Below are 23,471 nucleotides of genomic sequence, written 5' to 3'. Positions count from 1 at the left end.
CAGCGCCGCCGGAACGGATGACTGCCTGGTCACTGAAGTGAGCTGAGCGAGGGATCGTTCGTTTATCGCGCCACTACCGTGGCTGCGCGGGGGACCCGCTTGTACGCTGGCGGTGTGAAGCCGCTTTCTTTGCTTACTTTCTTTGCGGCGGCAAAGAAAGTGAGTGCCGCCCCGCACAGGGGCAACCCTAATAAACCACAAAGAACACAAGGAAAGGCCAACACCCCCCCACCCAGACGGAGACAAAACAAAACCCATCATTTCACTCTCCGACGAGAAAAACCCGCGTAACAGGCCGAGCCAAAGAAGTCGCCCCAACACTCACCTGCAACCCCGTCACCGAACGCGGCAGCGGCGCACTCCCCAACTGGGGTACTTTGAGATTATTGTCCGCCTCCGTAATCGCACTCTGCACATCGCTCATCTGCGTAGTCCAACCCACCTTCGGCACATACACCTGCGCCGAAATCGCCCCGACCCCACCCATCAGGGGCACGCTACTCCATCCTTCTCCTTCACCACCGCGCAGCGCCCGCCGCAACTCGCCCATATTCCCCAACGGCGGCGAAGCATACCGAATCACCCGCCCACCGGATACCCGATACCGCACCACCTGCAAACGCGGCGCCGCACCCGGCAAGTTGATCTGCCGCACGATCTGCAACACGCTGGCGGATACCGACACGGCCGCCTGCCCGGACTCGTCGTCCGATGCGGCCTGGCGCGCGTCGATCCGCATCTGGTCGAACAGCTGCGCGAACACGCGCTCGTCTTCCATCGCGTTCGTGATGGTCTGCCGGCCGCGAATGATCTGGTCGAGTCCGCGCCACGACAGCACGGCAATCACCGCCAGAATCGCAATCGCCACGAGCAATTCGATCAGCGTGAATCCGCGCGCGCCCCTAGCGCCGAATGGGCGGCGGCGCTCAGAGCGAACGGTTGTTTTCATTCGCCACCACCGTCACCATCTGGGCCAGATTGCCGGACCCGCCCGGCATCGTCACCATCACTTCCACACGACGAAACACCGGATTCGGCGTTGCCGTCACATGCTCGGTACAGATCAACTGCAAATTGCCCTGCGAACAGTCGAAGCTCGTCGAACCCACGTTCGGCCACGCATGCGCGAGATGCAATTGCGCCAGCGTGTTGTCCGCGCTCCAGCCCGCCAGCAACCGGCGATGCAGATCGGCCTCGCCACTCGCGAGACTGCCCACCGCGCGCAACGATGCCGCCAGCGCCACCGCGATGATCGCCAGCGCGACCAGCACTTCGATCATCGTAAAACCGCGCTGCGCGCCATGAACCGTTTCGCGAGCCGCCATGCTCCTGCAACGACGCATCTCAATGCACCTCGTAGCGGCCATTGCCGGTGCCGACGATCGTCGCGCTCCCGGTTGCCGAAAACAGCGTGATCTGCACCGGCACGTCGATCGCCTCGGTACCGAATACGATCCGGCTGGGTTGCGTATCCGAACCGGGATAGTTGATGCTCACTCCCGTCACGCCACCTTCCCAGCGACGCGGCCCGAGCAGATCGTCACGCAGCGGACGCCAGCCGTCTTCGGTACGCAGATCGAAACGGAAGCCGCCTTCGACCGGTTGCCAGGCGATCGGCCGCGCGCGCACCTGTGCTTCGTCGCCGGCCGACTCGAACAACAACGCGAGACGCTGCGCTTCCTCGTTGAGGTCGGTGCGCGGATTGCGCGTGATCGTCAGCGCGGTCAGGGACACCAGCAGGCCCGCAATCACCAGCACCACCAGCATTTCCAGCAGCGTGAAACCCGCCGCGCGTTTGCGGCCGCCGTGCGCGCTCGCATCACGTGAGCGGCGCACCCCATGACGACGCGCGCCGGCACACGCCGCGCGCGGCAACGAAGCCATACACGGCGTGTCCACACGGGACTTGCAAGCGGACAATCGCATAGTGCCGGCCACGAACGATCAACTCAAAATCGAACCACGCTGCATCGAGGAACGCGCGCGGTGCAGGCTGCCGCGCGCAGGAGAATCATTGATGGCCTACTGCCACGAGCCGACGTCGGCATCGTTGCCTTCGCCGCCCGCCTTGCCGTCCGCGCCGTAACTGAACACGTCGATCTCGCCGTGCACGCCCGGATTCAGATACTGATACGCGTTGCCCCACGGATCGTTCGGCAGACGTTCCAGATAACCGCCGTCTTTCCAGTTGTTCGGCACCGGGTCCGTGCTCGGCTTTTCGATCAGCGCGCGCAAGCCCTGCTCCTGGGTCGGATAACGGCCGTTGTCGAGACGATAGAGCTTGAGCGCCTGCATGACCGTGCCGATGTCCTGCTTGGCGGCCACACGCCGCGCTTCATCGGGACGGCTCATGATCTTCGGCACGATCAACGCGGCCAGAATGCCCAGAATCGCGATCACGACCATGATTTCGATCAGTGTGAAACCGCGCTGACGGCGGCCACGGGGCCCCGCGATTTCATGACGGCGAGTGCTCGACAGTTGCATAGCTTGCTACCTCTTTTCAGATGAAATTTTCGACTGGGCGGGATTCACATTCCGCAATCAGGTGCCATTGAACACGCCCGGCCGGTCATTTTAATGTCATGGAGTTGAAGGGTCGTCAGAAACCGCCGGCCCGCTCCGGGTTTGCTCGCCCTCCCGGGGAACTGGCTCGAAGCACCGGGCTAGAGAAGCGCTTCAACCCAACGCAATTTTCACAATAGTCCGTACAATGATGCGCATGAACGCCATCCAAATCCGCCTTCTGTCGCTCGCGCTGTTCGCCGTGTTCTGCGCGACGCTGACCTATTGGGTCATCACGCTCAGCACGATGTCCGGTGCGCCGTTGCCCGCGGCTGCCGCGCATGCGCAGGTCTCGACCGACCAGGCCGCCACGCTGTTCGGCGGCCAGCTCACGCGCAGCGCCAACCAGGACGTGCGGCTGTTCGGCATCCTCGCGTTGCGGGAAGGCGCCGCGGCTATCGTCAGCGTCGGCGGCGAACCACCGCATGCGGTGTCGCTCGGCAGCGCGCTGATGCAAGGCGCCAAACTCTCCGAGGTCCGTGCCCGCTCGATCATCATCGACCGCAATGGCGCGCACTCCGAAGTGTTCCTGCCCGCCAACCCCGCCGGTCCCACGATCTACGTGCGCTGAAACAAGGCGCCGGGCCAGGCGCCGAACAGCAGCTTCGCTCCGACTGATTGCGCGCTCGCCGCACCGACACGCGACGCCGGTCACGCGCAATCCAGTTTTCTTTCCCGGCCTTACTGCACCAGGTTGTTCAATTCGATGATCGGCAGCATCACCGCCAGCACGATCACCAGCACCACGCCACCCATCGCCAGAATCAGCAACGGCTCCAGCAGACTCGTCAGGAACATCGTGCGACGCTCCAGCTCGCGCGCTTCGCCGTCGGCCGCGCGGTCGAGCATCGTGGTCACGTCGCCGGTCGCTTCGCCCGAACGGATCAGGTGGACCAGCACGGGCGGAAACGTCTTCGTATTGCCGAGCGCGCGCGACAACGACGTGCCCTCGCGAACGCGCACGATGGCGTCGTCGATGTTCTCGCGCATGGCGTTATTGCTGAGCGTTTCGGCGGCGGCTTGCAGCGCGCGCAGAATCGGCACGCCCGCCGCGGTCAGAATGCCGAGCGTGCTCGCAAAGCGCACGGTGTTGTAGCCGCGTACGAGTTTGCCGAGCAGCGGGGCAGTGAGCAGCCAGCGGTCGAAAGCGAGGCGCGGGCCGGGCTGCTTCAGAATCGAGCGCACCAGATACACCAGCACGACCACGCCGATCAGCATCGCCCACCACCAGTTCCGCACGAACCCGGACAGCGCCATCATCATGATGGTGAGGAAGGGCAGTTGCTGCTTGGTACTGGCGAACACGTTCACCACCTGCGGCACCACATAGCTCAACAGAAACGTGACGATGCCGAAGGCGATGAGCGTGACGATCGCCGGATACGTGAACGCAAGCACGATCTTCTGCTTCAGCGCGTTGCGTTGCTCGATATAGTCGGCGAGCCGCGACAGCACCAGACCGAGCTTGCCGGTATGTTCGCCGGCCGCGACCAGCGCGCGGTAGATCTCGGGAAAGTCTTTCGGATGCTGCGTCAGCGCATTGGCGAGCGAATGGCCGCCGAGCACTTCCGCGCGGATCGACGCCATCAGTTCGCGAATGTAGTCGCGCTCCGATTGCTCGGTCAGCACCGAGAGCGCTTCGTCAAGCGGCAGGCCCGCGATCAGCAGGCTGGCGAGCTGGCGCGTCAGGATCGCCTGCTCGCGTTGCGACAAACGCCGCCCCAGCGACAGACGCTGATTGCGCTCGCCGCGCGTGCGCGTAGCCGCCGGTTCGACAATGAGCGGCGTCAGTCCCTGCGAACGCAGATTGGTCCGCGCGCCGCGCGCGCTGTCCGCGTCGAGCACGCCTTTTTGCGCCTTGCCCGCCGCGTCGATCGCTTCGAAACGAAATGCCGGCATGCGCTTATGCTCCGCCCGTCACGCGGATCACTTCTTCGAGCGACGTCAGCCCGGAGGCGAGCCAGCGATCCGCATCCTCGCGCAGCGTACGCATGCCTTGCTCGCGGCCGGCCGCGAGGATTTCCGCATCGGCCGCGTTGCGGTGAACCAGCGTGCGGATGTGGTCGTCGATCAGCAGCAGTTCGTAGACGCCGCGACGTCCCGCATAACCAGAGTGCCCGCAGCGCTCGCAACCGACCGGATGCCAGCGCACGCTGCCGTCTTCTTCAACGCGCTCTTCGCGGCACACCGGACACAGCCGCCGCACGAGCCGCTGCGCCAGCACGCCGAGCAGCGACGAGGCCAGCAGATACGGCTCCACGCCCATGTCGGTCAGACGTGTCACGGCGGAGGCCGCGTCGTTGGTATGCAGCGTGGCGAGCACGAGGTGACCCGTCAGCGAAGCCTGCACCGCGATCTGCGCGGTCTCCAGGTCGCGGATTTCACCGATCATGATGACGTCCGGATCCTGCCGCAGAATCGAGCGCAGCGCCCGCGCGAAGGTCATGCCGATCCGCTCGTTGACCTGCGTCTGGCCGATGCCGGACAGGTCGTATTCGATCGGGTCTTCGACCGTCATGATGTTCGTGGTCGCCGTTTCGAGCCGCGACATCGCCGCATACAGCGTGGTCGTTTTACCCGAACCGGTCGGGCCGGTCACCAGCACGATGCCGTGCGGCCGGCCGATCAGCTTGTCGAACTTGACGAGCGTGTCGGACGCCATGCCGAGCGCTTCGAGATTCAGGCGCGACGCGTCCTTCTCCAGCAGACGCAGCACCGCGCGTTCGCCGTGGCCGGTCGGCAGCGTCGAGACGCGGACGTCGACCGGGCGGCCGCCCACGCGCAGCGTGATGCGGCCGTCCTGCGGCAAACGCTTTTCGGCAATGTCGAGTTGCGCCATGATCTTGATCCGCGAGATCAGCGCGCCGTGCAGCGCTTTCTTCGGGCGCACCACGTCGCGCAGCGTGCCGTCCACGCGAAAGCGCACCACGGAAGAAGTCTCGAACGGCTCGATATGAATATCCGACGCCTGCTCGCGCGCCGCTTGCGTGAGCAACGCGTTGATCATGCGGATGATCGGCGCGTCGTCTTCCGACTCCAGCAGATCTTCCACTTCAGGAATGTCCTGCATGAGCCGCGAGAGATCGACTTCGCCTTCCACTTCGCCAACCACTTGCGCAGCACTGCCGTCCTGGCGCGCGTACGCCTGGTTGATCGCCTGTGCGAGTTCGTCGGCGGGCAGACGGACGATCGACACGGCGCCGAAGTTGCGCGCCACTTCGGAAAGCGCGGCGTCGCTCGTGCGTTCGCTGATCCAGACTTCGAGACTGTCCGCATGCTGATGCGCGACCAGAATCTGGCCGGCGCGCGCAAAGCCGTAGGGCACGAGCCGCGCGGCGATCGCCGAAGGCGCCTCGCGCCCAACATGCTCCGTCGCACCCGCGAACGGAATCGCCGCGCCTTGTGCCGCGGCACCGGTTCGCGTTGCGGCCGGCGACGCGGACGCTGACGGCGGCGTGGACGGCGTACTCACGGTCGCACTCCGGGCGACGCGGTGGACGGCGACACAGTAATCGGGCTGGTCTGCACGGCAGGCCCGACGGTGGCAGGGCTGCTCTGCAGGGGAGTGCCGGTAGTGGCCGCGGCGCCGTTCGTGACCGCACCGCCGTTAGCCGGCGGCGGCGCCAATTGCTGACGGCGCATCTTGTCGAGATCGAACAGGTTCATCTCGGGCGAAGCACCCTGGCTCGGGCCGAGCGGCATGGGAGGAACCACCGGATCGTCATTGTCCTTGATCAGGTTGTTGTCCTGCCTGTACGCACCCTGTACGCCCTGAATGTAGTCATAACGATTCGACGTCACAGCCTGAGCGGTACCGCGATCGCTGATGATCACCGGGCGCAGGAACACCATCAGATTGGTCTTGTTGCGGGTCTTCTGTTCCGAGCGGAACAGCTGGCCGATCCACGGAATGTCGCCGAGCAACGGCACCTTGCTGTTGCTGACCTGGTAGTTGTCCTGCATCAGGCCGCCCAGCACGATGATCTCGCCGTTATCGGCGAGCACTGTCGACTGGATCGAACGCTTGGTGAATTCCGGGCCCGCCGGGTTGGTGGTGGCGTTGGTCGTGCCGGTCACGATCGCCGAGTCTTCCGTGTAGAGCTGCAGCTTGAGAATGCCGCCGTCGGTGATCTGCGGCTTGACGTGCAGCGTCAGGCCCACGTCCACGCGATCGTACGTATTGAACGCCGAGGTCGCGGTCGAGCTCGTGAGGTTCGAATACGAGCCCGTCTGGATCGGCACGTTGGTACCGACGACGATCTTGGCTTCCTCGTTGTCGAGCGTAATCAGGTTAGGCGTGGACAGCACGTTCGCGTCGGCGGTCTGCGACAGCGCCTGCAGCAGCGCACCGAGTCCCTGCACACCGAAAATGTTGTGAATCCAGCCGATATTGAGGCCCTGCTGGAGACCCTGGGTGCCGATCGCGCTAGCGAGACCACCGGTGGCCGCACCGGCTGCCCCGGCCGCGATGGCGCCCGCCGTCAGATTGACGATGCTGTTGCTGCTGCCGGTCTGCAGATTGGTGCCGGCGAAAATCGAATTGTTCGCGACCTGCCACTGAATACCGAGGTTGCCGCTCGTGTTCGAGTTCAACTCGACGATCAACGCCTCGAGATAGACCTGCGCGCGCCGTGCGTCGAGCTGGTCGATCACCGCCCGCAGGTTGCGGTACACCGGCTCGGCCGCCGTGACGATCAGCGAGTTGGTCGCGGCATCCGCCTGGATCATGCCGCCCGCCTGATTGTCGTCGCCCTTGTCCTTGTCGTTGCCTAGCAGGCCGCCGGAATTGGAACCGCCGCCCGCGCCGTAGCCACCGCCGCCGCCCATCGGCGACGCCATCGAACTGCTGCCCAGACCACCCGAAGGCAACGGCGGCGTACCCGACGTGCCCGTCGAATTGTTGCCGCCCAACCCACCGCCGCCGCCATTCTGGTTGAACGAATTGGCGTCGTTCGAACTCGCCGACGAGCCCGTATCGCCGCCTTTGCCGAACATACCACGCAAGGTTTTGGCGAGTCTCGTCGCGTCCGCGTTACGCAGCGGCACCACGTGGATGTTGCCGGGCATCGTGGTGGGCGTATCGAGTTCCTTCGCCAGTTGCTTCGCCGCCGCGAGGCGCGCGCCGTTGGAAGCGCGGATCAGCAGCGAGTTGGTGCGCGGATCGGCTGTGATCGAAACCTTCAGCGTCGCGTCGGTGCTGCCGATCGAGCCCGGATCGAGCATCTTGGAGAGTTGCGTGGCGATGTCGATCGCATTCGCGTTCTTCAGCTGCACCACTGACACCGACTGGCCCGCCGCCGTATCCACCCCCGCGATGATCTGCGCAATGCGCCGCACGTTGTCGGCGTAGTCGGTGACTACGATGGTGTTGTTGGCAGGGTAGGCCGCCACGGTATTGTTCGGCGAGATCAGCGGGCGCAGCACCGGCAGCAGATTGTTGGCCGACTCGTTCTTCAGCACGAACACCTGCGTGACCACCTGGTCGCCACGCGCGGTAGGCGTGTTGCCGACATAGGTCGGCACGCCTTGCAGCTTGGCATCGGCCTCGGGCACGACTTTCAGCACGCCGTGATCCTGCACCAGCGCGAAGCCCTGCATGCGCAGTGCGGACTGCAAGGTCTTCAGCGCCTGATCTTCAGGCACCGCATTTTCCGACACGAGATTCAACTGACCCTTCACGCGCGGGTCGACGATGATCGTTTTGCCGGTTGCCGCGCCGATCGCCTTGGCTACCTGATCGATGTCGGCGTTGACGAAGTTGAGTGTCACCTGTGCCTGTGCTGTCTGCGCGGTGATCAAGCCAGCCACCAGCAGCGCCGTTGCGACGCGACGCAAAGCCATACGATTTCTTCTCATGGAATAGGGTATTGATGCCGACAGCCGTAGCCGCCGACGGTCATGCAGTGCGGACATGGGAGCAGGCCGCCGCCCTGTCGATCTGCAGGCCGGCCTCGCGGACGATCATCGCCCCCGCTGCCCACCGCCCGATGTCCGAAAAAAATGAACAGTAACAGTTTTTCATGTCGGATTTGTCACAAAACAAACTGCGCCGTGCGATTCCTCTAAAGATCGCCCCTCTTTGTCAAGTAACTGAAAGCTAATGAGATGTTCTGTGATGCGCAAGAAAATGCAGCATTTTCTGCGTGCTTATGTCGGTTAGCCAACTTGACGGAGGTCTGCCTGCCGGTATGATACGAGCCGATCGAGTCCCTGGTTGCGGGTTGCCGGCGCGGGTTTTCCCCGATGTCCGACAAATGCCCCGCCAGCGTGGCCCGGCGGCCGTCAGCGGCTGAAGTATGGCCGACGCGATCCCTTACCGAACCTTACTCTTGCGCATTACTTAGTGGTCTTGACCGATGAAACATCCCTTCGTTACCGTGGCCGCAGGACTTGCCGTGCTGATCGCAGCAGGGTCGGCACGCGCCGACTGCTTTGACGAAGCCGCGAGGTATCAGAAGGTCAACCCCCTGATTCTGCGCGCAATTGCGTGGCAGGAGTCACATAATCGGCCCGATGCGCAACATAAGAACGCCAACGGCTCGATCGACTACGGCGTCATGCAGATCAATTCCGTCCATCTGCCCACGCTCGCCCAGTACGGCATCTCGCAAGGCACGCTCATGGAGCCGTGCAAGAACGTCTATATCGCGGCATGGCATCTGCGCCGCCAGATGAACAAGTACGGCAACACCTGGCAGGCCATCGGCGCATATCATTCCGAAACCCCGGCACTGCGGGACAAGTACGCGCAGCAGATCGTCGCGATCCTGCGCAAGTGGAATCTGATGCCGGCAGCGCGCTGATCCGGCCGGTTGGTCTGGCCCATTGCGCGGCCACGGCCCGTTTTGATGCACAATGCGGCTTCGTGCTGCCGTCGCGCCCCGAACATCATTCGGGTCACGCAGTCATGCGGCCCCAAGCCCGGCACGCCTTCCAATCCACTAGCTTTTCCGTACTGCGATGAACCAGCCGCTATTGCCCGTCACCGTGCTCTCCGGTTTTCTGGGCGCCGGCAAGACCACGCTCCTGAATCACATTCTCGCGAATCGCGCCGGTTTGCGCGTGGCCGTGATCGTCAACGATCTGGCCGCCGTCAATATCGACGCAACGCTCGTGCGCGACGCAGCCGCGCTTTCTCACATCGAGGAGCAACTCGTCGAGTTGTCGAACGGCTGCATCTGCTGCACGTTGCGTGACGATTTGCGGGTCGAGATCAAGCGTCTCGCGGCCCAGCAGCGCTTCGACGCGATCCTGATCGAGTCGACCGGCGTGGCCGAACCCATGCCGATCGCCGAAACCTTCACCTTCGTCGACGACGAAGGTGCGTCGCTGTCCGACGTCGCGCGACTCGATACGATGGTGACCGTGGTCGATGCATTCAACTTCCTGCGCGACTATGGTTCGGCCGACGCGCTCGCCGAGCGCGGCATCGCGGCGAGCGAAGAAGACGACCGCACGCTCGTGGAGTTGCTGATCGAACAGATCGAGTTCTGCGACGTGCTGGTGGTGAACAAGGCCGACCTGGTCGGCGCAGATGAACTCACGCGCCTGCAGCGCATTCTCGGCCGGATCAACCCGCGCGCCGTGCAGGTGGTCGCCCGTTTCGGCGAGGTGCCGCTCGCGCAGGTGCTGAACACCGGCCGCTTCGATTTCGACGAGGCATCGAGCGCGCCGGGCTGGCTGGCGTCGCTCAATCATGAGCACGGCCACGAGCACGGTCACGCCCATCACGGCGAGGCGGACGAATTCGGCATCGGCAATTTCATTTACCGGGCGCGCCGGCCGTTTCACCCGGAACGCCTGTGGGCGCTGCTGCATCAGGAGTGGAAGGGCGTTCTGCGCAGCAAAGGCTTCTTCTGGCTGGCCACGCGTAACGATATCGCCGGTTCGCTCTCGCAGGCGGGCGGGGCTTGCCGGCACGGCCCGGCGGGCATGTGGTGGGCCGCTCAGGATCGCAGCGAATGGCCCGACGGCGACGACGAGCTGGCCGCCGAAATCGCCGCGGACTGGTACGGCGACCCGGACGATCTGAGCATTGGCGACCGTCGCCAGGAACTGGTCATGATCGGTATCGGCATCGACCCGGCCGTGTGGACCGCGAAGTTCGACGCCTGCCTGTTGACCGATGAGGAATACGCACAGGGACCGCAAGCATGGGCGAAGTTCGCCGATCCGTTCCCGGCCTGGGACTTCGACGAAGATGATCACGACCACGACCATCATGACCATGATCACGATGGTCACGGCCACGGCGAGATCGTGCATCGCCACGACTGAACGGCCTTTGCCTGCCGCCGGGATAGCCGCGACGCTCGCCGCCGCTATCCCTTGCCCACTGCGCAGCGCGAACGCGCAGGCCAAAAAAAACCCGCCGTTGGCGGGTGTCAACTGCCTGGCAGTAGTCTGCTTAGCGCTTGTTGACTGCGTCTTTGAACGCCTTACCAGCCGTGAATTTGACGGTCTTGGCGGCCGGGATCTTGATAGTTTCGCCGGTCTTGGGGTTACGCCCCGTACGTGCTGCCCGCTTGCCCGAACCGAAGCTGCCGAAGCCGATCAACTGGACCGCGTCACCCTTCGACACAGACTTCTTGATCACTTCAAGCAACGTGTCCAGCGTTTCACCGGTTTGAGCCTTGCTGGCGCCCGTCTGTCCTGCGACGGCGTCGATCAGTTCCTGTTTGTTCATTAAGGTTCCTTTCTGAGTTTAGGTTGACACGAACAGCGCGAACGCGCCGATTATACGTGCGCGGGCCGCGCCGTCGAGCAGCTCCGGCTCCGGATCCCCTCCGGACCAATAGCGCCGGACAGATAACCGTCCGCCGGCCGTGCTGCCGCTCCCTTCGCGGCGCTTGCTATGATAGCGCAGCGCAAACCCAATCAGGACAAGGGTTTCGAAGAATTACGCGGTTGCGCGGCGGATATTGCAACGAAACCGCCGTTTTTGCTCCCGGCGACCTCCAACCGAGGGCTCAAACCCAGTACGGACGGGGCCTGGCGTTGGTTTTTGCCAACGTTCGGCGGGTCATTTTCGCCGTCCGGCGAGCGAGGCGCGGGCGGTAATGTTCACCTGCGCGGGAAAAAACGCCGGGCCGCCTCAAGTTTTCTCACACCCTTGGAGGCCTTGGCGCCAGGCGACAGGTTCCGGGGGCATTTTTCCGAGCCTTATTTTCCCTCGTGCATGACTGATCCGCTGATCCCCGCCGTCCTCGCTTTTCGCGCCAACGGCACGCCTTTTTCGCCGCTCTACGACGACATCTATCACAGCGCCGTGGGCGGTCTCGAACAGGCTCACTACGTTTTCCTGCGCGGCAATGCGCTGCCCGAGCGGTGGCAGGAGCGTCGCGTTTTCACGGTAGTCGAAACCGGCTTCGGCATGGGCATCAACTTTCTGGTGACCTGGGCCGCGTGGCGCGCCGATTCCTCACGCTGCGAGCGGCTCCATTTCGTCTCGACTGAGAAGCATCCGTTTACCGTCGACGATTTACGCAAAGTGTATGCGGCGACGATTTCCGATCCGGAGATCGCAGCCTTGGCGCAAGCGCTCGCGGATGCCTGGCCGATGCTCGTCCCCGGCACGCATCGGCTTGAATTCGAGGAAGGGCGCGTCGTACTCACGCTCGTTTTTGCCGACGCGCAGGACAGCGTGCCGGCCTTGAGGCTGCGCGCCGATGCGTTCTACCTCGACGGCTTCGCGCCGGCCAGGAATCCCGAACTCTGGACTTCCGCGATCTTCAAGGCGCTCGCGCGGCTGGCCGGCGAGGGTGCCACGTTCGCCACCTACAGCAGTGCCGGCGACATCAAGCGCGCGTTGACGCAGTGTGGTTTTGAATACCGCAAGGTGGACGGCTTCGGCTGGAAACGCGCGATGCTGGTCGGCCGCTTCGCGCCGCGCTGGCGCGTGCGCCGTCATGAGCCACCCGCGCCGCTCGTGGTCGACGAACGGCATGCCGTGGTGATCGGCACGGGCCTCGCCGGCTGCGCGGTGATCGAGCGGCTGGCCGCGCGCGGCTGGCGCGTCACGTCGCTCGAACGGCATGCAGCCGTTGCTCAGGAAGCGTCCGGCAATCCGGCCGGCGTGTTCCATCCCATGATTTCCCGTGACGACAGCGTCGCCTCGCGCGTCACGCGGACCGGTTTCCTGTATTCGCTCAGGCATTGGGCCGCGCTCGAACGGCTCGGCTACGGACCATCGCGCGGCAGCAAGGGCCTGTTGCAGATTGCCGCGGATGACGAGGAAGCCTTGTCGATCAGCCAGGCGATCGCCGCGGCAAGCTATCCATCGGAGTACGTGACCTCCGTCCCGGCAGACGAAGCTCAACGGCTGGCCGGCATGCCGCTCGCGCACGGCGGCTGGTTCTTTCCGTACGGCGGCTGGATCGATCCTGCATCGCTCTGCGCCGCGCAGTGCGCCGCGGCAGGTCCGTTGCTCGAACGCCGCTTCGGGGTGGACGTCGCGCGGATCGAGCGGGCGGGTGGTCAGTGGATCGTCTTCGACACCGCGGGTCAGGTTGTCGCGCGTGCGCCGGTGGTGATCGTTGCGAGTGCTCACGATGCCGCGCGCATCGCCGGTTTGCAATACGCGCCGACTCGCAGCATTCGCGGCCAGCTCACGTTATTGCCGGCCGGCACGGTGCGGCCGCCGCTCGAGTTGCCGGTGATCGGCGAAGGCTACGCCGTACCGCTTGCCAACGGCGCCACGCTGACCGGCGCCACCTATGAACTCGACGACCCCGACACCTCGCTTCGCACGGATGGCCATCTGGAAAACCTGGCGCGCGTCGCGCAGATGTTGCCGGCGTTTGCGGGCATCGTCGATCGCGCCGATCCGGCGGCGTTGGCTGGACGTGTCGCGTTCCGTTGCGTCACCAGCGACCGCATGCCGATGATCGGCCAGCTCGCCGACGAAACCGTGGCAGCGCGCGACGCCCAGCGTCTGCGCGGCGCATGGCCGCTCGATCTGCCGCGCACAGACGGCCTGTACGGCGCGTTTGCCTACGGTTCGCGTGGCCTGGTGTGGGCTGCGCTCGGCGCGGAACTGATCGCCTCGCAACTGGAAGGCGAACCGTGGCCGCTCGAACGGGATCTGGCTGAAGACATCGATCCCGCGCGCTTCCTGTTGCGGGCATTGCGCCAGGGGACGGTGAGTTGACACGTGTTAACGCGGGCCGCCGGGCATCCTTGCCTGACCCGGTTATCCACCGACACTTGTGGATAACCGCGCCGTTTACCCGCGCAACTCATGTGGAACCGTTGTGGACGTAAACGGGGTAACTCCGCCGCCGCCGGAAATCGCAAAAAGTTCCTCTTGTATACCCGCCGCTCCCGCACATGCTGTGCATCCGGTTATGCGGCCGGCAAACCGATGATTCGTTTCGGTAAACAGGAGTTATCCACAGAAACCGAGGCACCTTGTTAACTGTTACTACGTATACATACGGTAAACCTGTAAACAGAAAGGCCGTGGCTGGAATGGCGCTCATCGGCATAGCTCGCGCCCCGCTATCCGCGCAAAAACTTCCCTCTGCCATGTCCCGAAAAACACATCTGCCATCTTCAGACTAGCCGCGCACGCGGTCGATTTCAGGCCTAAAACGGTCGCTTTTTCCTCATGCCGACGAGATAACGTACGTTTTTACCGTTTTGCCAGCATGTTCGTGTCTTTTCGATCGAGGCTGAAAAAGCTATGGCACAATCGCCGTTCTTTTCCGCGTCGTGTCTTGCCTCTACAGCGGCACACGCAGCAAACGGAACGGTGCCGCTCAATCAGAATCTGATTCAAAGTCGACGGCGTTCTTTCACCGTGCCGGTTGCTACGGCCACACCCGAATGCGTCAGGCTCTCTGCGGCCGCGGCGCATTCAGATCATCCGATCGTTGAAAACTCGCAACGCTGGCCATGCGAAGCGATCGCGACAGTGAGCGCTTCGTGCGTCCACCCGCTCGCCGGTGTTTGCGCCGGTTCGTGTCGTCTGCCGTTGCTGCAAAGGAGAACCCATTACGATGAATTCGGCGTTTTCATTTTTTCCAGCCTGGCCGCTTTCACCCGACGCCATTTTTTGGGCTGGTCTCGCATTGCTCGCAGCAGGTCTGTGCGGTGAGCTTTGCTATCGCGCGTGGCGTTTGCCGCGCATTTCCGGGTATGCGGTCATTGGCCTCGTTGCCGGCGCGGCTGGTTCGGGTGTAATCGATGCGGATTCCGCGAGCGCCGCGCGGCCCTTGCTCGACGTCGCGCTCGGTTTGCTGCTGTTCGAACTCGGTAGCCGGCTCGATTTGCGCTGGATCCGTCGCAATCCGTGGCTGATTCTGTCGAGCGTGGCCGAAGCCACGCTGACATTCGCGCTGGTTTTGCCGGTTTTGCTGTTTCTGAACGTGCCGCTGATGGTGGCGACCGTGCTCGCCGCAATCGCGATGGCGACTTCGCCGGCGATGGTGATTCAGCTCAAAACCGAATTGCGCGCGGAAGGCCAGGTCACGCAGCGTTTGCTGACCTTGACGGCGCTGAACAGCATGTATGCGGTGGTGATCGAAAAGCTCGTGTCGAGCTGGCTGCACCAGGAGGTCTACGGCAACGTATTCGCAACCATCTTGCAGCCGCTTTATCTGCTGGTCGGCTCGCTCGTGCTTGCGTACCTGCTCGCGCGTACCTGCACGTTCTTTTATCGGCGTTTGAACATGCAGGACGAGCATTCGTTTGTCGCGCTGTTCGGGCTGGTGCTGCTGGCCATCGCGGTGGCGCATCTGTTCAAGCTGTCGACCATTCTGGCGCTGCTCGCCGCCGGCATCATCGTGAAGAATCATGAAGCGCGTCCGCAATTGTGGCCGCAGCATTTCGGCACCGCAGGCTGGTTGTTGACCGTGATTCTGTTCGTGCTGACGCTGACTTCGTTCGAATGGAAAGACATCGCGCTAGGCGGTGTCGCCGCGCTGGGTCTGATTGTTGCGCGCCTCGTTGCGAAACTGGTCGGCGTGCTGGCGTTCGCGAGGCCAAGCGGTTTGAACTGGAAGCAGGGCATAGCGCTCGGTTTGTCGTTATCGCCAATGTCGGCGCTCGCGTATCTGCTGGTCGACGATACCTACAACCTGTATCCGAACTTCGATCCGCAACTGCGGGCCATCGTGATGTGTTCGATTTTCGTGCTGCAGATTCTCGGGCCGTGGCTCGTCTATCGCAGTCTCGCGATGGTGGCCGAACGGCGCGAAGAGTAAGCGTAGGCTCGGGCCGGTCAGCGCAGTGCATTGCCTGAGGCCAGAGGCTCGAAGCCCGATACTCAAGACGCTTTATCAACCTGTATCCGATTCAAAAACGGCCGGGCATGTGGCCCGCACACGGACCCGCATCCGGCCGAACTGACCTAGGGGACGCCATGTCACTCGAACCCTTCATCGATTCGAAACCGTTCACATTCGGTGTCGAACTCGAGATGCAGATCGTCAACACGCACGACTATGATCTGACCAAAGCCGGCTCGGATCTGCTGCGCCTCATCAAGGACGAAAAGATCCCCGGCAACATCACGCCGGAAATCACCGAAAGCATGATCGAGCTGTCGACCGGCATCTGCACGACGCATGAGCAGGCCGTCGCCGACTTGCGCAAGATTCGCGATACGCTGGTTTCCGCGGCGGATCACCTGAACGTCGGCCTGTGCGGCGGCGGCACGCATGCGTTCCAGCAATGGAGCGAGCGGCAGATCGTCGATACGCCGCGCTTTCAGTACCTCTCCGAGTTGTACGGCTATCTCGCCAAGCAATTCACGGTGTTCGGCCAGCACGTGCATATCGGCTGTCCAGATCCGAACAGCGCGCTCTATCTGCTGCATTCCATGTCGCGCTTCATTCCGCACTTCATCGCGTTGTCCGCCTCGTCGCCGTTCGTGCAGGGTGTCGATACCGGCTTTCATTCGGCACGACTGAATTCCGTGTTCGCGTTTCCGTTGTCGGGCCGGGCGCCATTCGTGTTGACGTGGGACAGTTTCGAGGAATATTTCTCGAAGATGGTCCACACCGGCGTGGTCAACAGCATGAAGGATTTTTACTGGGACATCCGGCCGAAGCCCGGTTTCGGCACGATCGAAGTGCGCGTGATGGACACGCCGCTGTCGGTGGATCGCGCGGCGGCGATTGCCTGCTACATCCAGACGCTTGCCCGGCATCTGCTGCTCGACAAGCCTATCTCGCCGAAGGAAGACGACTACCTCGTCTACACCTTCAATCGTTTCGAAGCATGCCGCTTTGGTCTCGCCGGCACCTGCATCAATCCGCAAACGGGCGAACGCAAGACGATTTCCGAAGACATTCTCGAAACGCTCGACCGGATCGCTCCGCACGCCGAAGCGTTGGGTTCGGGCAATGCGCTGGCCGAAATCGGTGCGATTGCACGCAGTCAGGTCAATGACGCGACGTGGCTGCGCGGCGTCGTCGAACGGGAAAAGTCCTTGCACGAAGCCGTCAGGCAACAATGTCTGGAGTGGCGCGCCTAGCCGGAAACAGGATTGTTCGCGGCAAATCGTAAGAAAACCCGCCTCGAGCGGGTTTTTTTCAATAAATTAAATTCCAGCTCGGCGTGTCCAAGGTTTTTATAAAGTTGACGTATACAGACGTAGTAGTAGTTAACAAGCATTGCCCCGGCCTGTGGACAACTGAATAATTCCCTGCAAAGTCAATGCGCTGCGTAAACCATAACCGGGCTGGTCGTGGGTGCGTCGAGGCCGGTATACGAGGACAACTTCGGGGCGGTGAGGCCGGCCTCGACGCTTATCAAGAATCGGCACACAAGCTGTCCCGGCGTTTTCCCGTGGTTATCCACAGCCTGCTTTGGATAAGTTAGCTGTACGATTCGCCGCTCTCGCATAGAATGTCGTTTTCGCTGCTTTGCCTTGCAAGGCGGTAAATTTTTGAGATAGTTGAAAACCGTCTTGTCCGCAGTTGGGCGAGGCTACCCCACACAGGCTACGGGCGCGGTCGGTGAACGGTTCGCCGGCATCGTACGAAAGCTGTAAATAAACCAATCGAAGATTATGAGCGAAGGCGTATACGGAGAACAGGCGACCGGGCGGGTGACCCACAGCCTATTGCGATTGAGCACGGCAATGCGGAGCCAGGCTTGGGAATGGGCGGAAGGCGCTGGCCTGACACCGACTCAGGGCGAAATTCTGGTTTTGTTGATGCAGCGCAAAGGCCCGATGCGTCTCGGCGAAATTGCGCGTGAAACGGCGCTCACCGCCGCGACGACCAGCGACGCAGTCAGCACGCTCGAGACCAAGGGACTGGTCGAAAAGCGCCGTGCCCTCGACGACGGCCGCGCCCTCGCGGTCCGCCTGACGGCACGCGGCCGCACGGCTGCGAAGCGCGCTGCACAGTGGCCGGACTTTCTGGCCAAGGCGGTCGGCACGCTGCGTGACGAGGAACAGGCCGTGTTCTATCGCACGCTGCTCAAGACCGTTCACCAGCTGGAAGCGCAAGGCACGATTCCGCCGCATCGCATGTGTCTGAGCTGCACGCACTTCGAGCCGAGCAGGAACCCGAAGAAGACGCCGCATCATTGCGCGTTGCTCGATCTGAAGATGTCGGATACGGATCTGCGCCTGGATTGCTCGGTGTATGAGACGGCCGACGTTGCCACCCAGAAGAAGACCTGGAAGATCTTCGCCCAATAAGGCGGTTTCTTCCGGGACAATCCGCTACACTGCCGGGCCGGTTCCGGCGGACGGCACATGCCGCCTGTCAGCCGGCCGGTGCCGCGTGGCGGCAAGTCTTTAGTCAACCTGAAGGTGGGACAGGCCGATGAATCACGAAGTTCTGGCCATTCGCCACGTGCACTTCGAGGATCTGGGCAGTCTTGAGCTGGTGCTCGGCGAGCGCGGGCGTCCGGTCCGCTATCTCGACGTCGGCTTTGCCCGCATCGAGGCGCCGAACCCCGTTGCCGCCTCGTTGATGGTGGTGTTGGGCGGCCCGATCAGCGCAACCGACGACGCGCTTTACCCGACGCTCGTGCCGCTACTGTCCATGATCGAGAAGCGTATCGCGGCTGGTTTGCCGACACTCGGCATCTGCCTTGGCGCCCAGTTGATCGCACGCGCGCTCGGTGCCCGCGTCTATCCCGCCGGCCGCACCGAACTCGGTTGGACGCCGCTCACGCTGACCGACGCCGGCCGCGCTTCGCCGGTGCGCCATCTGGACGGCGCGCAGACCTCCATGCTGCACTGGCATGGCGACACCTTCGATCTGCCTGACAATGCCACGCGTCTCGCGTCGACGCCGGCATGCGAAAACCAGGCGTTCGCCTGGGGCGGCCATGTGCTCGGTCTGCAGTGCCATCCGGAGATCCGCACCGACCGCTTCGAACCCTGGCTGATCGGCAACGCCGGTGAGCTTGCCGGCCACGGTATCGACGCGCGCCGGTTGCGGGCCGAGACCGCGCAATTCGGTCCCGCGCTCGAAGCCGCCGCGCGCCGGATGTTCGGTGAATGGCTCGATCAGGTCGAGGCGAAAGCCTGAAAGGCGCGTGCCTGCAGTAAATCATTTGCGGTGCTATGCTCGATCGCTCTTGGGTTTTTACTGGGCCTGATCCATGAGCGCGCTTTTTTCTCCGCTCACGCTGCGCAGCGTGACGCTTCCCAACCGTATCGTCGTGTCGCCCATGTGCCAGTATTCCGCGGATCGCGGCGAGGCAACGGCGTGGCACATGATCCATCTCGGCAGCATGGCGTTATCCGGTGCGGGCATGCTGTGCATCGAGGCAACCGCGGTCGAGCCGGACGGACGTATCACTCCCGGCGATCTCGGCCTGTGGGACGACGTCACCGAAGCCGCGCTCGAACCGGTGCTCGCCGCTATCCGCAAGCATTCGCACATCAAGGTCACGATGCAGTTGTCGCACGCCGGGCGCAAGGCGTCGAGCCATGTGCCTTGGGAAGGCGGACAGCTGATTCCAGTATCGCAGGGCGGATGGCTGCCGCATGCACCGTCCGCGTTGCCGCACAAAGCCGGTGAAGAGCCGCCCCTGGCGCTCGACGTACCCGCGCTGGCGCGCATCCGCGAAGCATTCGCGGCTTCGGCGCGGCGTGCCGCGCGGCTCGGCATCGACGGACTGGAGGTGCACGCGGCACATGGCTATCTGCTGCATCAGTTCCTCTCGCCGATCGCCAATCAACGCGACGACGAATACGGCGGCTCGCTCGAAAACCGCATGCGCTTTCCGCTTGAGATCTTCGACATCGTGCGTGCCGCATTTCCCGCCGACAAACCCGTCGGCGTACGTGTGTCGGCAACCGACTGGGTGGAAGGCGGCTGGACGCTCGCAGATACGATCGCGTTCGCGCAGGAGTTGAAAAAGCGCGGCTGCGACTGGATCGACGTATCGTCCGGCGGCGTCTCGCCATTGCAGAAGATTCCGCTTGAACCGGGTTATCAGATTCCGTTCGCAAAGGCGGTCAAAGAAGCCACCGGCCTCACCACCATCGGCGTGGGCCTGATCACCGACCCGTTGCACGCCGAGCAACTGATCGAGGCCGGCGAAGCCGATCTGATCGCGCTGGCCCGCGCGTTGCTGTACAACCCGCGCTGGCCGTGGCATGCCGCGGCGCAACTTGGCGCGACGGTCGAAGCGCCGCCGCAATACTGGCGCTCGCAACCGCGCGAGCAAAAGGCACTGTTCGGCGACATTTCGTTCGGACAACGGTGAAATTGGCGGCCCGTGCTGCGCGCGCGTCTTTTTGACGGTTGAACGAAGCCGTCTTGAGCGTGTACGATGCCGGTTGTGGCGCATGAGCGTCGCAGGTCGACGCGGCGCTCGCAAGGCGCCGCGTTTGCTATGCGCGTCAGAAAAAGCGGCGCGTCAGACGCGGGCATTTGCGACGGCTGCCGATCTTCACCCCAAGTTTTTCACAAGGATTCATTCAATGAGTTCACGCAGGATCGCCGTGCGCCGTTCGGGTGTGCACGGCAAAGGCGTGTTCGCCGTCGAACCGATTGCGGCCGGCGAGCGGCTGATCGAATACAAGGGCGAGCGGATCTCCTGGAAAGAAGCGTTGCGCCGTCATCCGCACAATCCGGCGGAGCCGAATCACACGTTCTATTTCGCACTCGACAGCGGCAAGGTGATCGACGGCAAAGTGAACGGCAATAGCGCGCGCTGGATCAACCATTCCTGCGCGCCGAACTGCGAAGCCGAAGAAATCGACGGTCACGTGTATGTGCACGCGTTGCGCGATATCGCCGAGGGCGAAGAAGTCTTTTACGACTACGGCCTCGTGATCGACGCGCGGCAAACCAATAAGCTCAAGAAGGAATATGAATGCCGTTGCGGCGCGCGCAAGTGCCGCGGCACGATGCTGGCGCCGCCGGAGAAGGAGAAGGGCGCGGGCAAGTCCGGGAAGTCGGCGAAGAAGGCCGGGACAACGGTGAAGAAAGCGAAGAAGAAATGAGACGCGGGCTGCCTGCGTCGCTCGCGTTGGCGAACGCGCGAGGCAGCCTGTCGATTATCTGAACTGTCAGATATCCATCGGCGCCGAGTGCGCCGATTTTTTTACCGGCCGGCGTGGTTCGGCTTCCACCTCGCTCAGCACACTGACCGATACGAGCGGAATACGCACGATGAAACGTGCGCCGCCTTCCGGTGCGTCTTCGTAATGCACGCTGCCGTGATGCAGCACCATGATGTCGTGAACGATAGCGAGGCCGAGACCGGCGCCGCTATCCACGCCCGCATCCGTCTGGCCGTCGCCGCGGAAAAACCGTTTGAAGAGATCGGCTTGCTGATTGCGCGGCACGCCCGGCCCGTTGTCTTCAACGACGATCTCCGCCATGCGCAGCTCGTCGATCACCGTTTGCGACACTGTCACCGTAATGCGGCCACCATCGAAGCGCGACGGCGGCACATACTTGAGCGCGTTATCCAGCAGATTGGCGATCACTTCGTGCAGCAGCACGGGATTGCCGCGCGCCATCAAAGGATGGCCGTTGCTCGGGTCGTCCAGACGCTGGAAACCGAGGTCGACGTGGAACGTCAACGCACGCGGCACCCATTCCGCGCCGGTGTCGAACGCGAGCGCGGCCATGTCGACGTTGACGAAGCGGGCCGCCTGTTCACCCGGCTCGGCGCGCGCGAGCGAAAGCAGTTGATTCGACAGCCGCACGGCGCGGTCGGCTGCGGCGCGTAGCTCACGCACCGCGGCCAGCGTCTGTTGCGGGTCGCGCGCGACGGCCGCCTGTTCCGCATGCAGCTTGACAGCGGTGAGCGGGGTGCGCAGCTGGTGCGCGGCGTCGGCGATAAATTTGCGCTGGCCGTCGAGCGCCGTTTTCAGACGTCCGAGCAGCGCGTTCAGCGCGCCGGTCAGCGGCCGGATTTCAACCGGTACGTAGGTTTCATCGACCGGTTCGAGCGACGTGTGGGTTTGCCGGTTCAGCGAGTCCGCGAGATCGGTCAGCGGATTGAGCTGCTGATTGACCACGCGCCACACGATCACCCAACCCGCCAGCAGCAGCAACAGCAACGGCATCATGATCGCGACCAGAAATTCGGCGGCGATACGAAACCGGTGGTGCACCGGCTGGCCAACTTCGACGACGATCGGATTGCCGGTCGGCTGATCGACCCGCACCTGCGCCACGCGCACCGTCACGCCCTGATGCTGCGTTTCGAAGACGTACGCGTAATGCATGCGCCGCACGCTCGTGCCTTGCAGCGGAAGATTGTGATCGCCGGCAATTTCGGTTTCGCCATTGCTGATCCGGTAGACGAGGTGCTCCACCGGGTCCGAGAACATGGCTTGCGCGAGCGGCGGCACGGTGACTTTGGCGTTCGGGCCGGCAATCTGGATCTGTTTGGAGATCGCGGTGGCGAGATCGGCGAGCGAACGGTCGACCACGTGCTGCGTGTACTGCCACGCCAGCCAGTAAGCGATCAGGCCGCTCATCAGCGCGAGCAGCGAAAGGGGAGCGGCGAGGCGCCGCAGCAGCGTGCGGCGCAGACTATTGGCGGCCAGCTGGGGCATGATCGAACGCGCGGGAAAAAGGCAGCGGCGCGAGCACCGCAGGACGACGGCGCAAGCACCACAAAGTTTCGCCGGATGCCGGCGACTTGCGCAACGAGTGCGCGGCGCCGGCCCGGCGCCGTCAGGCCGCGATGGGATTCGCGGCCTTCATGACGATTATGCGGCCTGGCGGATTTCCTGCAACAGATAACCGAAGCCACGCACCGTGACGATCTCGACACGGCAGCTTTCCAGTTTTTTACGGACCCGGTGCACGTAGACTTCGATCGCGGTGTCGCCGAGATCGCCGCCGAAATGCGTCAGATGGTCTTGCAGTTGCGCCTTGCTGACCACGCGGCCATGACGCAGCAGCAGCATTTCGAGCACCGCGAATTCACGCGGCGAGAGTTCGAGCGGCTTGTCGTCGTTGAAAATGCGGCGATCGACGCCGGACAGGCGCACACCGCCCAGCGACACTTCAGGACGCGGCATGTCGCCGTGCGGACCGCTGCGGCGCATCACCGCGCGAATGCGCGCTTCGAGTTCGGTGGGTTCGAACGGCTTCAGCATGTAGTCGTCGGCGCCGGAATTCAGGCCTTGCACGCGGTCGTTCAGCTCGTCGCGCGCGGTGAGGATGATCACCGGCGTGTGACGATTGCTCTGACGGAAGCGCGAGAGCAGCGTCATGCCGTCGATGCCGGGCAGGCCCAGATCGAGGATCACCAGTTCATGGCGATTTTGCGTCAGGGCCTGTTCGGCGAAAATGCCGTCGTGGACCATGTCGACGGTGAAGCCGGCTTGTTCGAGACTGCTTTGGATGCCGCGTGCGATGGGGCGGTCATCTTCGATCAGAAGGAGTCGCATGGATTTCGCTCAAGTACAATGGGTTAGGCGTTTGGGCAAGCGGTTCGCCGGGGCGCCTGCTGCACAGGCA

The 23,471-nt window shown here is 63.3% G+C and carries 20 protein-coding genes; 10 read left to right on the top strand and 10 right to left on the bottom strand.

The annotated features are described in order from the left end of the window. Window positions 1-262 precede the first annotated feature (262 nt). From BXE_RS21915 to gspG, 4 genes are all read right to left on the bottom strand, one after another. Window positions 263-949 (bottom strand): PulJ/GspJ family protein, encoded by a 687-nt coding sequence (locus tag BXE_RS21915; protein WP_038457136.1) that lies wholly within the window; start codon window positions 947-949, stop codon window positions 263-265. Further along, window positions 927-1,343 (bottom strand): type II secretion system minor pseudopilin GspI, encoded by a 417-nt coding sequence (gene gspI, locus BXE_RS21910; protein WP_011490332.1) that lies wholly within the window; start codon window positions 1,341-1,343, stop codon window positions 927-929. Before gspI ends, BXE_RS21915 begins: the two co-directional genes overlap by 23 nt. Window position 1,344: 1 nt before the next feature. Then, window positions 1,345-1,884: a GspH/FimT family pseudopilin gene (locus tag BXE_RS21905; protein ID WP_095211914.1), complete on the bottom strand. Its 540-nt coding sequence runs from the start codon at window positions 1,882-1,884 to the stop codon at window positions 1,345-1,347. A 138-nt stretch (window positions 1,885-2,022) separates the two neighbouring features. After that, window positions 2,023-2,487: a type II secretion system major pseudopilin GspG gene (gspG, locus tag BXE_RS21900; protein WP_011490330.1), complete on the bottom strand. Its 465-nt coding sequence runs from the start codon at window positions 2,485-2,487 to the stop codon at window positions 2,023-2,025. A 235-nt stretch (window positions 2,488-2,722) separates the two neighbouring features. Between gspG and BXE_RS21895 the strand changes: the two genes are divergently transcribed. Then, window positions 2,723-3,136, top strand: a complete 414-nt coding sequence (locus BXE_RS21895; protein ID WP_035518470.1) for a type II secretion system protein N — start codon at window positions 2,723-2,725, stop codon at window positions 3,134-3,136. 110 nt (window positions 3,137-3,246) lie between these two features. On the opposite strand, the gene gspF is transcribed toward BXE_RS21895, so the two are convergent. Genes gspF through gspD form a run of 3 tightly spaced genes read right to left on the bottom strand, consistent with a single transcriptional unit; the run spans window position 3,247 to window position 8,406 of the window. Further along, a complete protein-coding gene (gene gspF, locus BXE_RS21890) occupies window positions 3,247-4,464 on the bottom strand; it encodes a type II secretion system inner membrane protein GspF (RefSeq protein ID WP_011490329.1) in 1,218 nt (405 codons plus the stop codon). A 4-nt stretch (window positions 4,465-4,468) separates the two neighbouring features. Then, window positions 4,469-6,037, bottom strand: a complete 1,569-nt coding sequence (gspE, locus tag BXE_RS21885; RefSeq protein WP_011490328.1) for a type II secretion system ATPase GspE — start codon at window positions 6,035-6,037, stop codon at window positions 4,469-4,471. Further along, a complete protein-coding gene (gspD, locus tag BXE_RS21880) occupies window positions 6,034-8,406 on the bottom strand; it encodes a type II secretion system secretin GspD (RefSeq protein WP_038457139.1) in 2,373 nt (790 codons plus the stop codon). Before gspD ends, gspE begins: the two co-directional genes overlap by 4 nt. Window positions 8,407-8,921: 515 nt before the next feature. On the opposite strand from gspD, the gene BXE_RS21875 reads away from it, so the two are divergent. Both BXE_RS21875 and BXE_RS21870 read left to right on the top strand, forming a co-directional pair. Further along, on the top strand, window positions 8,922-9,368 hold the full coding sequence (locus BXE_RS21875; RefSeq protein ID WP_011490326.1) for a lytic transglycosylase domain-containing protein: 447 nt from the start codon (window positions 8,922-8,924) through the stop codon (window positions 9,366-9,368). 157 nt (window positions 9,369-9,525) lie between these two features. After that, on the top strand, window positions 9,526-10,842 hold the full coding sequence (locus BXE_RS21870; protein WP_011490325.1) for a GTP-binding protein: 1,317 nt from the start codon (window positions 9,526-9,528) through the stop codon (window positions 10,840-10,842). A 130-nt stretch (window positions 10,843-10,972) separates the two neighbouring features. Here the strand turns inward: BXE_RS21870 and BXE_RS21865 are convergent, their stop codons facing one another. After that, window positions 10,973-11,251 (bottom strand): HU family DNA-binding protein, encoded by a 279-nt coding sequence (locus BXE_RS21865; RefSeq protein ID WP_006050811.1) that lies wholly within the window; start codon window positions 11,249-11,251, stop codon window positions 10,973-10,975. A 492-nt stretch (window positions 11,252-11,743) separates the two neighbouring features. Between BXE_RS21865 and mnmC the strand changes: the two genes are divergently transcribed. The 7 genes from mnmC to BXE_RS21830 all read left to right on the top strand — a co-directional run bounded on the left by mnmC (window position 11,744) and on the right by BXE_RS21830 (window position 20,989). Beyond that, window positions 11,744-13,714 carry a bifunctional tRNA (5-methylaminomethyl-2-thiouridine)(34)-methyltransferase MnmD/FAD-dependent 5-carboxymethylaminomethyl-2-thiouridine(34) oxidoreductase MnmC gene (gene mnmC / locus BXE_RS21860; RefSeq protein ID WP_011490324.1) on the top strand — a complete coding sequence of 657 codons (1,971 nt, stop codon included), beginning with the start codon at window positions 11,744-11,746 and terminating at the stop codon, window positions 13,712-13,714. 850 nt (window positions 13,715-14,564) lie between these two features. Then, window positions 14,565-15,770, top strand: a complete 1,206-nt coding sequence (locus BXE_RS21855) for a cation:proton antiporter (protein WP_011490323.1) — start codon at window positions 14,565-14,567, stop codon at window positions 15,768-15,770. 158 nt (window positions 15,771-15,928) lie between these two features. Next, a complete protein-coding gene (locus tag BXE_RS21850) occupies window positions 15,929-17,044 on the top strand; it encodes a YbdK family carboxylate-amine ligase (protein WP_011490322.1) in 1,116 nt (371 codons plus the stop codon). Between the two features lie 537 nt (window positions 17,045-17,581). Next, complete coding sequence (locus tag BXE_RS21845; protein ID WP_011490321.1) at window positions 17,582-18,220, top strand: MarR family winged helix-turn-helix transcriptional regulator; 639 nt, start codon at window positions 17,582-17,584, stop codon at window positions 18,218-18,220. 127 nt (window positions 18,221-18,347) lie between these two features. Further along, entirely contained in the window at window positions 18,348-19,061 is a 714-nt protein-coding gene (locus BXE_RS21840; RefSeq protein WP_011490320.1) for a glutamine amidotransferase, read from the top strand. A gap of 73 nt (window positions 19,062-19,134) precedes the next feature. Beyond that, window positions 19,135-20,247 (top strand): NADH:flavin oxidoreductase/NADH oxidase, encoded by a 1,113-nt coding sequence (locus tag BXE_RS21835; protein ID WP_011490319.1) that lies wholly within the window; start codon window positions 19,135-19,137, stop codon window positions 20,245-20,247. Between the two features lie 217 nt (window positions 20,248-20,464). Further along, the gene (locus BXE_RS21830; RefSeq protein WP_011490318.1) at window positions 20,465-20,989 is read left to right on the top strand and encodes an SET domain-containing protein; all 525 of its coding nucleotides are present in this window, start codon (window positions 20,465-20,467) and stop codon (window positions 20,987-20,989) included. A gap of 66 nt (window positions 20,990-21,055) precedes the next feature. Here BXE_RS21830 and BXE_RS21825 read toward each other — a convergent pair whose 3' ends face one another. Both BXE_RS21825 and BXE_RS21820 read right to left on the bottom strand, forming a co-directional pair. After that, on the bottom strand, window positions 21,056-22,558 hold the full coding sequence (locus BXE_RS21825; protein ID WP_011490317.1) for a sensor histidine kinase: 1,503 nt from the start codon (window positions 22,556-22,558) through the stop codon (window positions 21,056-21,058). 156 nt (window positions 22,559-22,714) lie between these two features. Beyond that, entirely contained in the window at window positions 22,715-23,401 is a 687-nt protein-coding gene (locus tag BXE_RS21820) for a response regulator (protein ID WP_007180058.1), read from the bottom strand. Window positions 23,402-23,471 lie beyond the last annotated feature (70 nt).

It is taken from the genome of Paraburkholderia xenovorans LB400 (assembly GCF_000013645.1).
In the GTDB taxonomy this organism is placed as follows: Bacteria; Pseudomonadota; Gammaproteobacteria; order Burkholderiales; family Burkholderiaceae; genus Paraburkholderia; species Paraburkholderia xenovorans.
The sequence above is the reverse complement of the archived record's forward strand: the minus strand, read 5'-3'. Positions and strand labels throughout refer to the sequence as shown.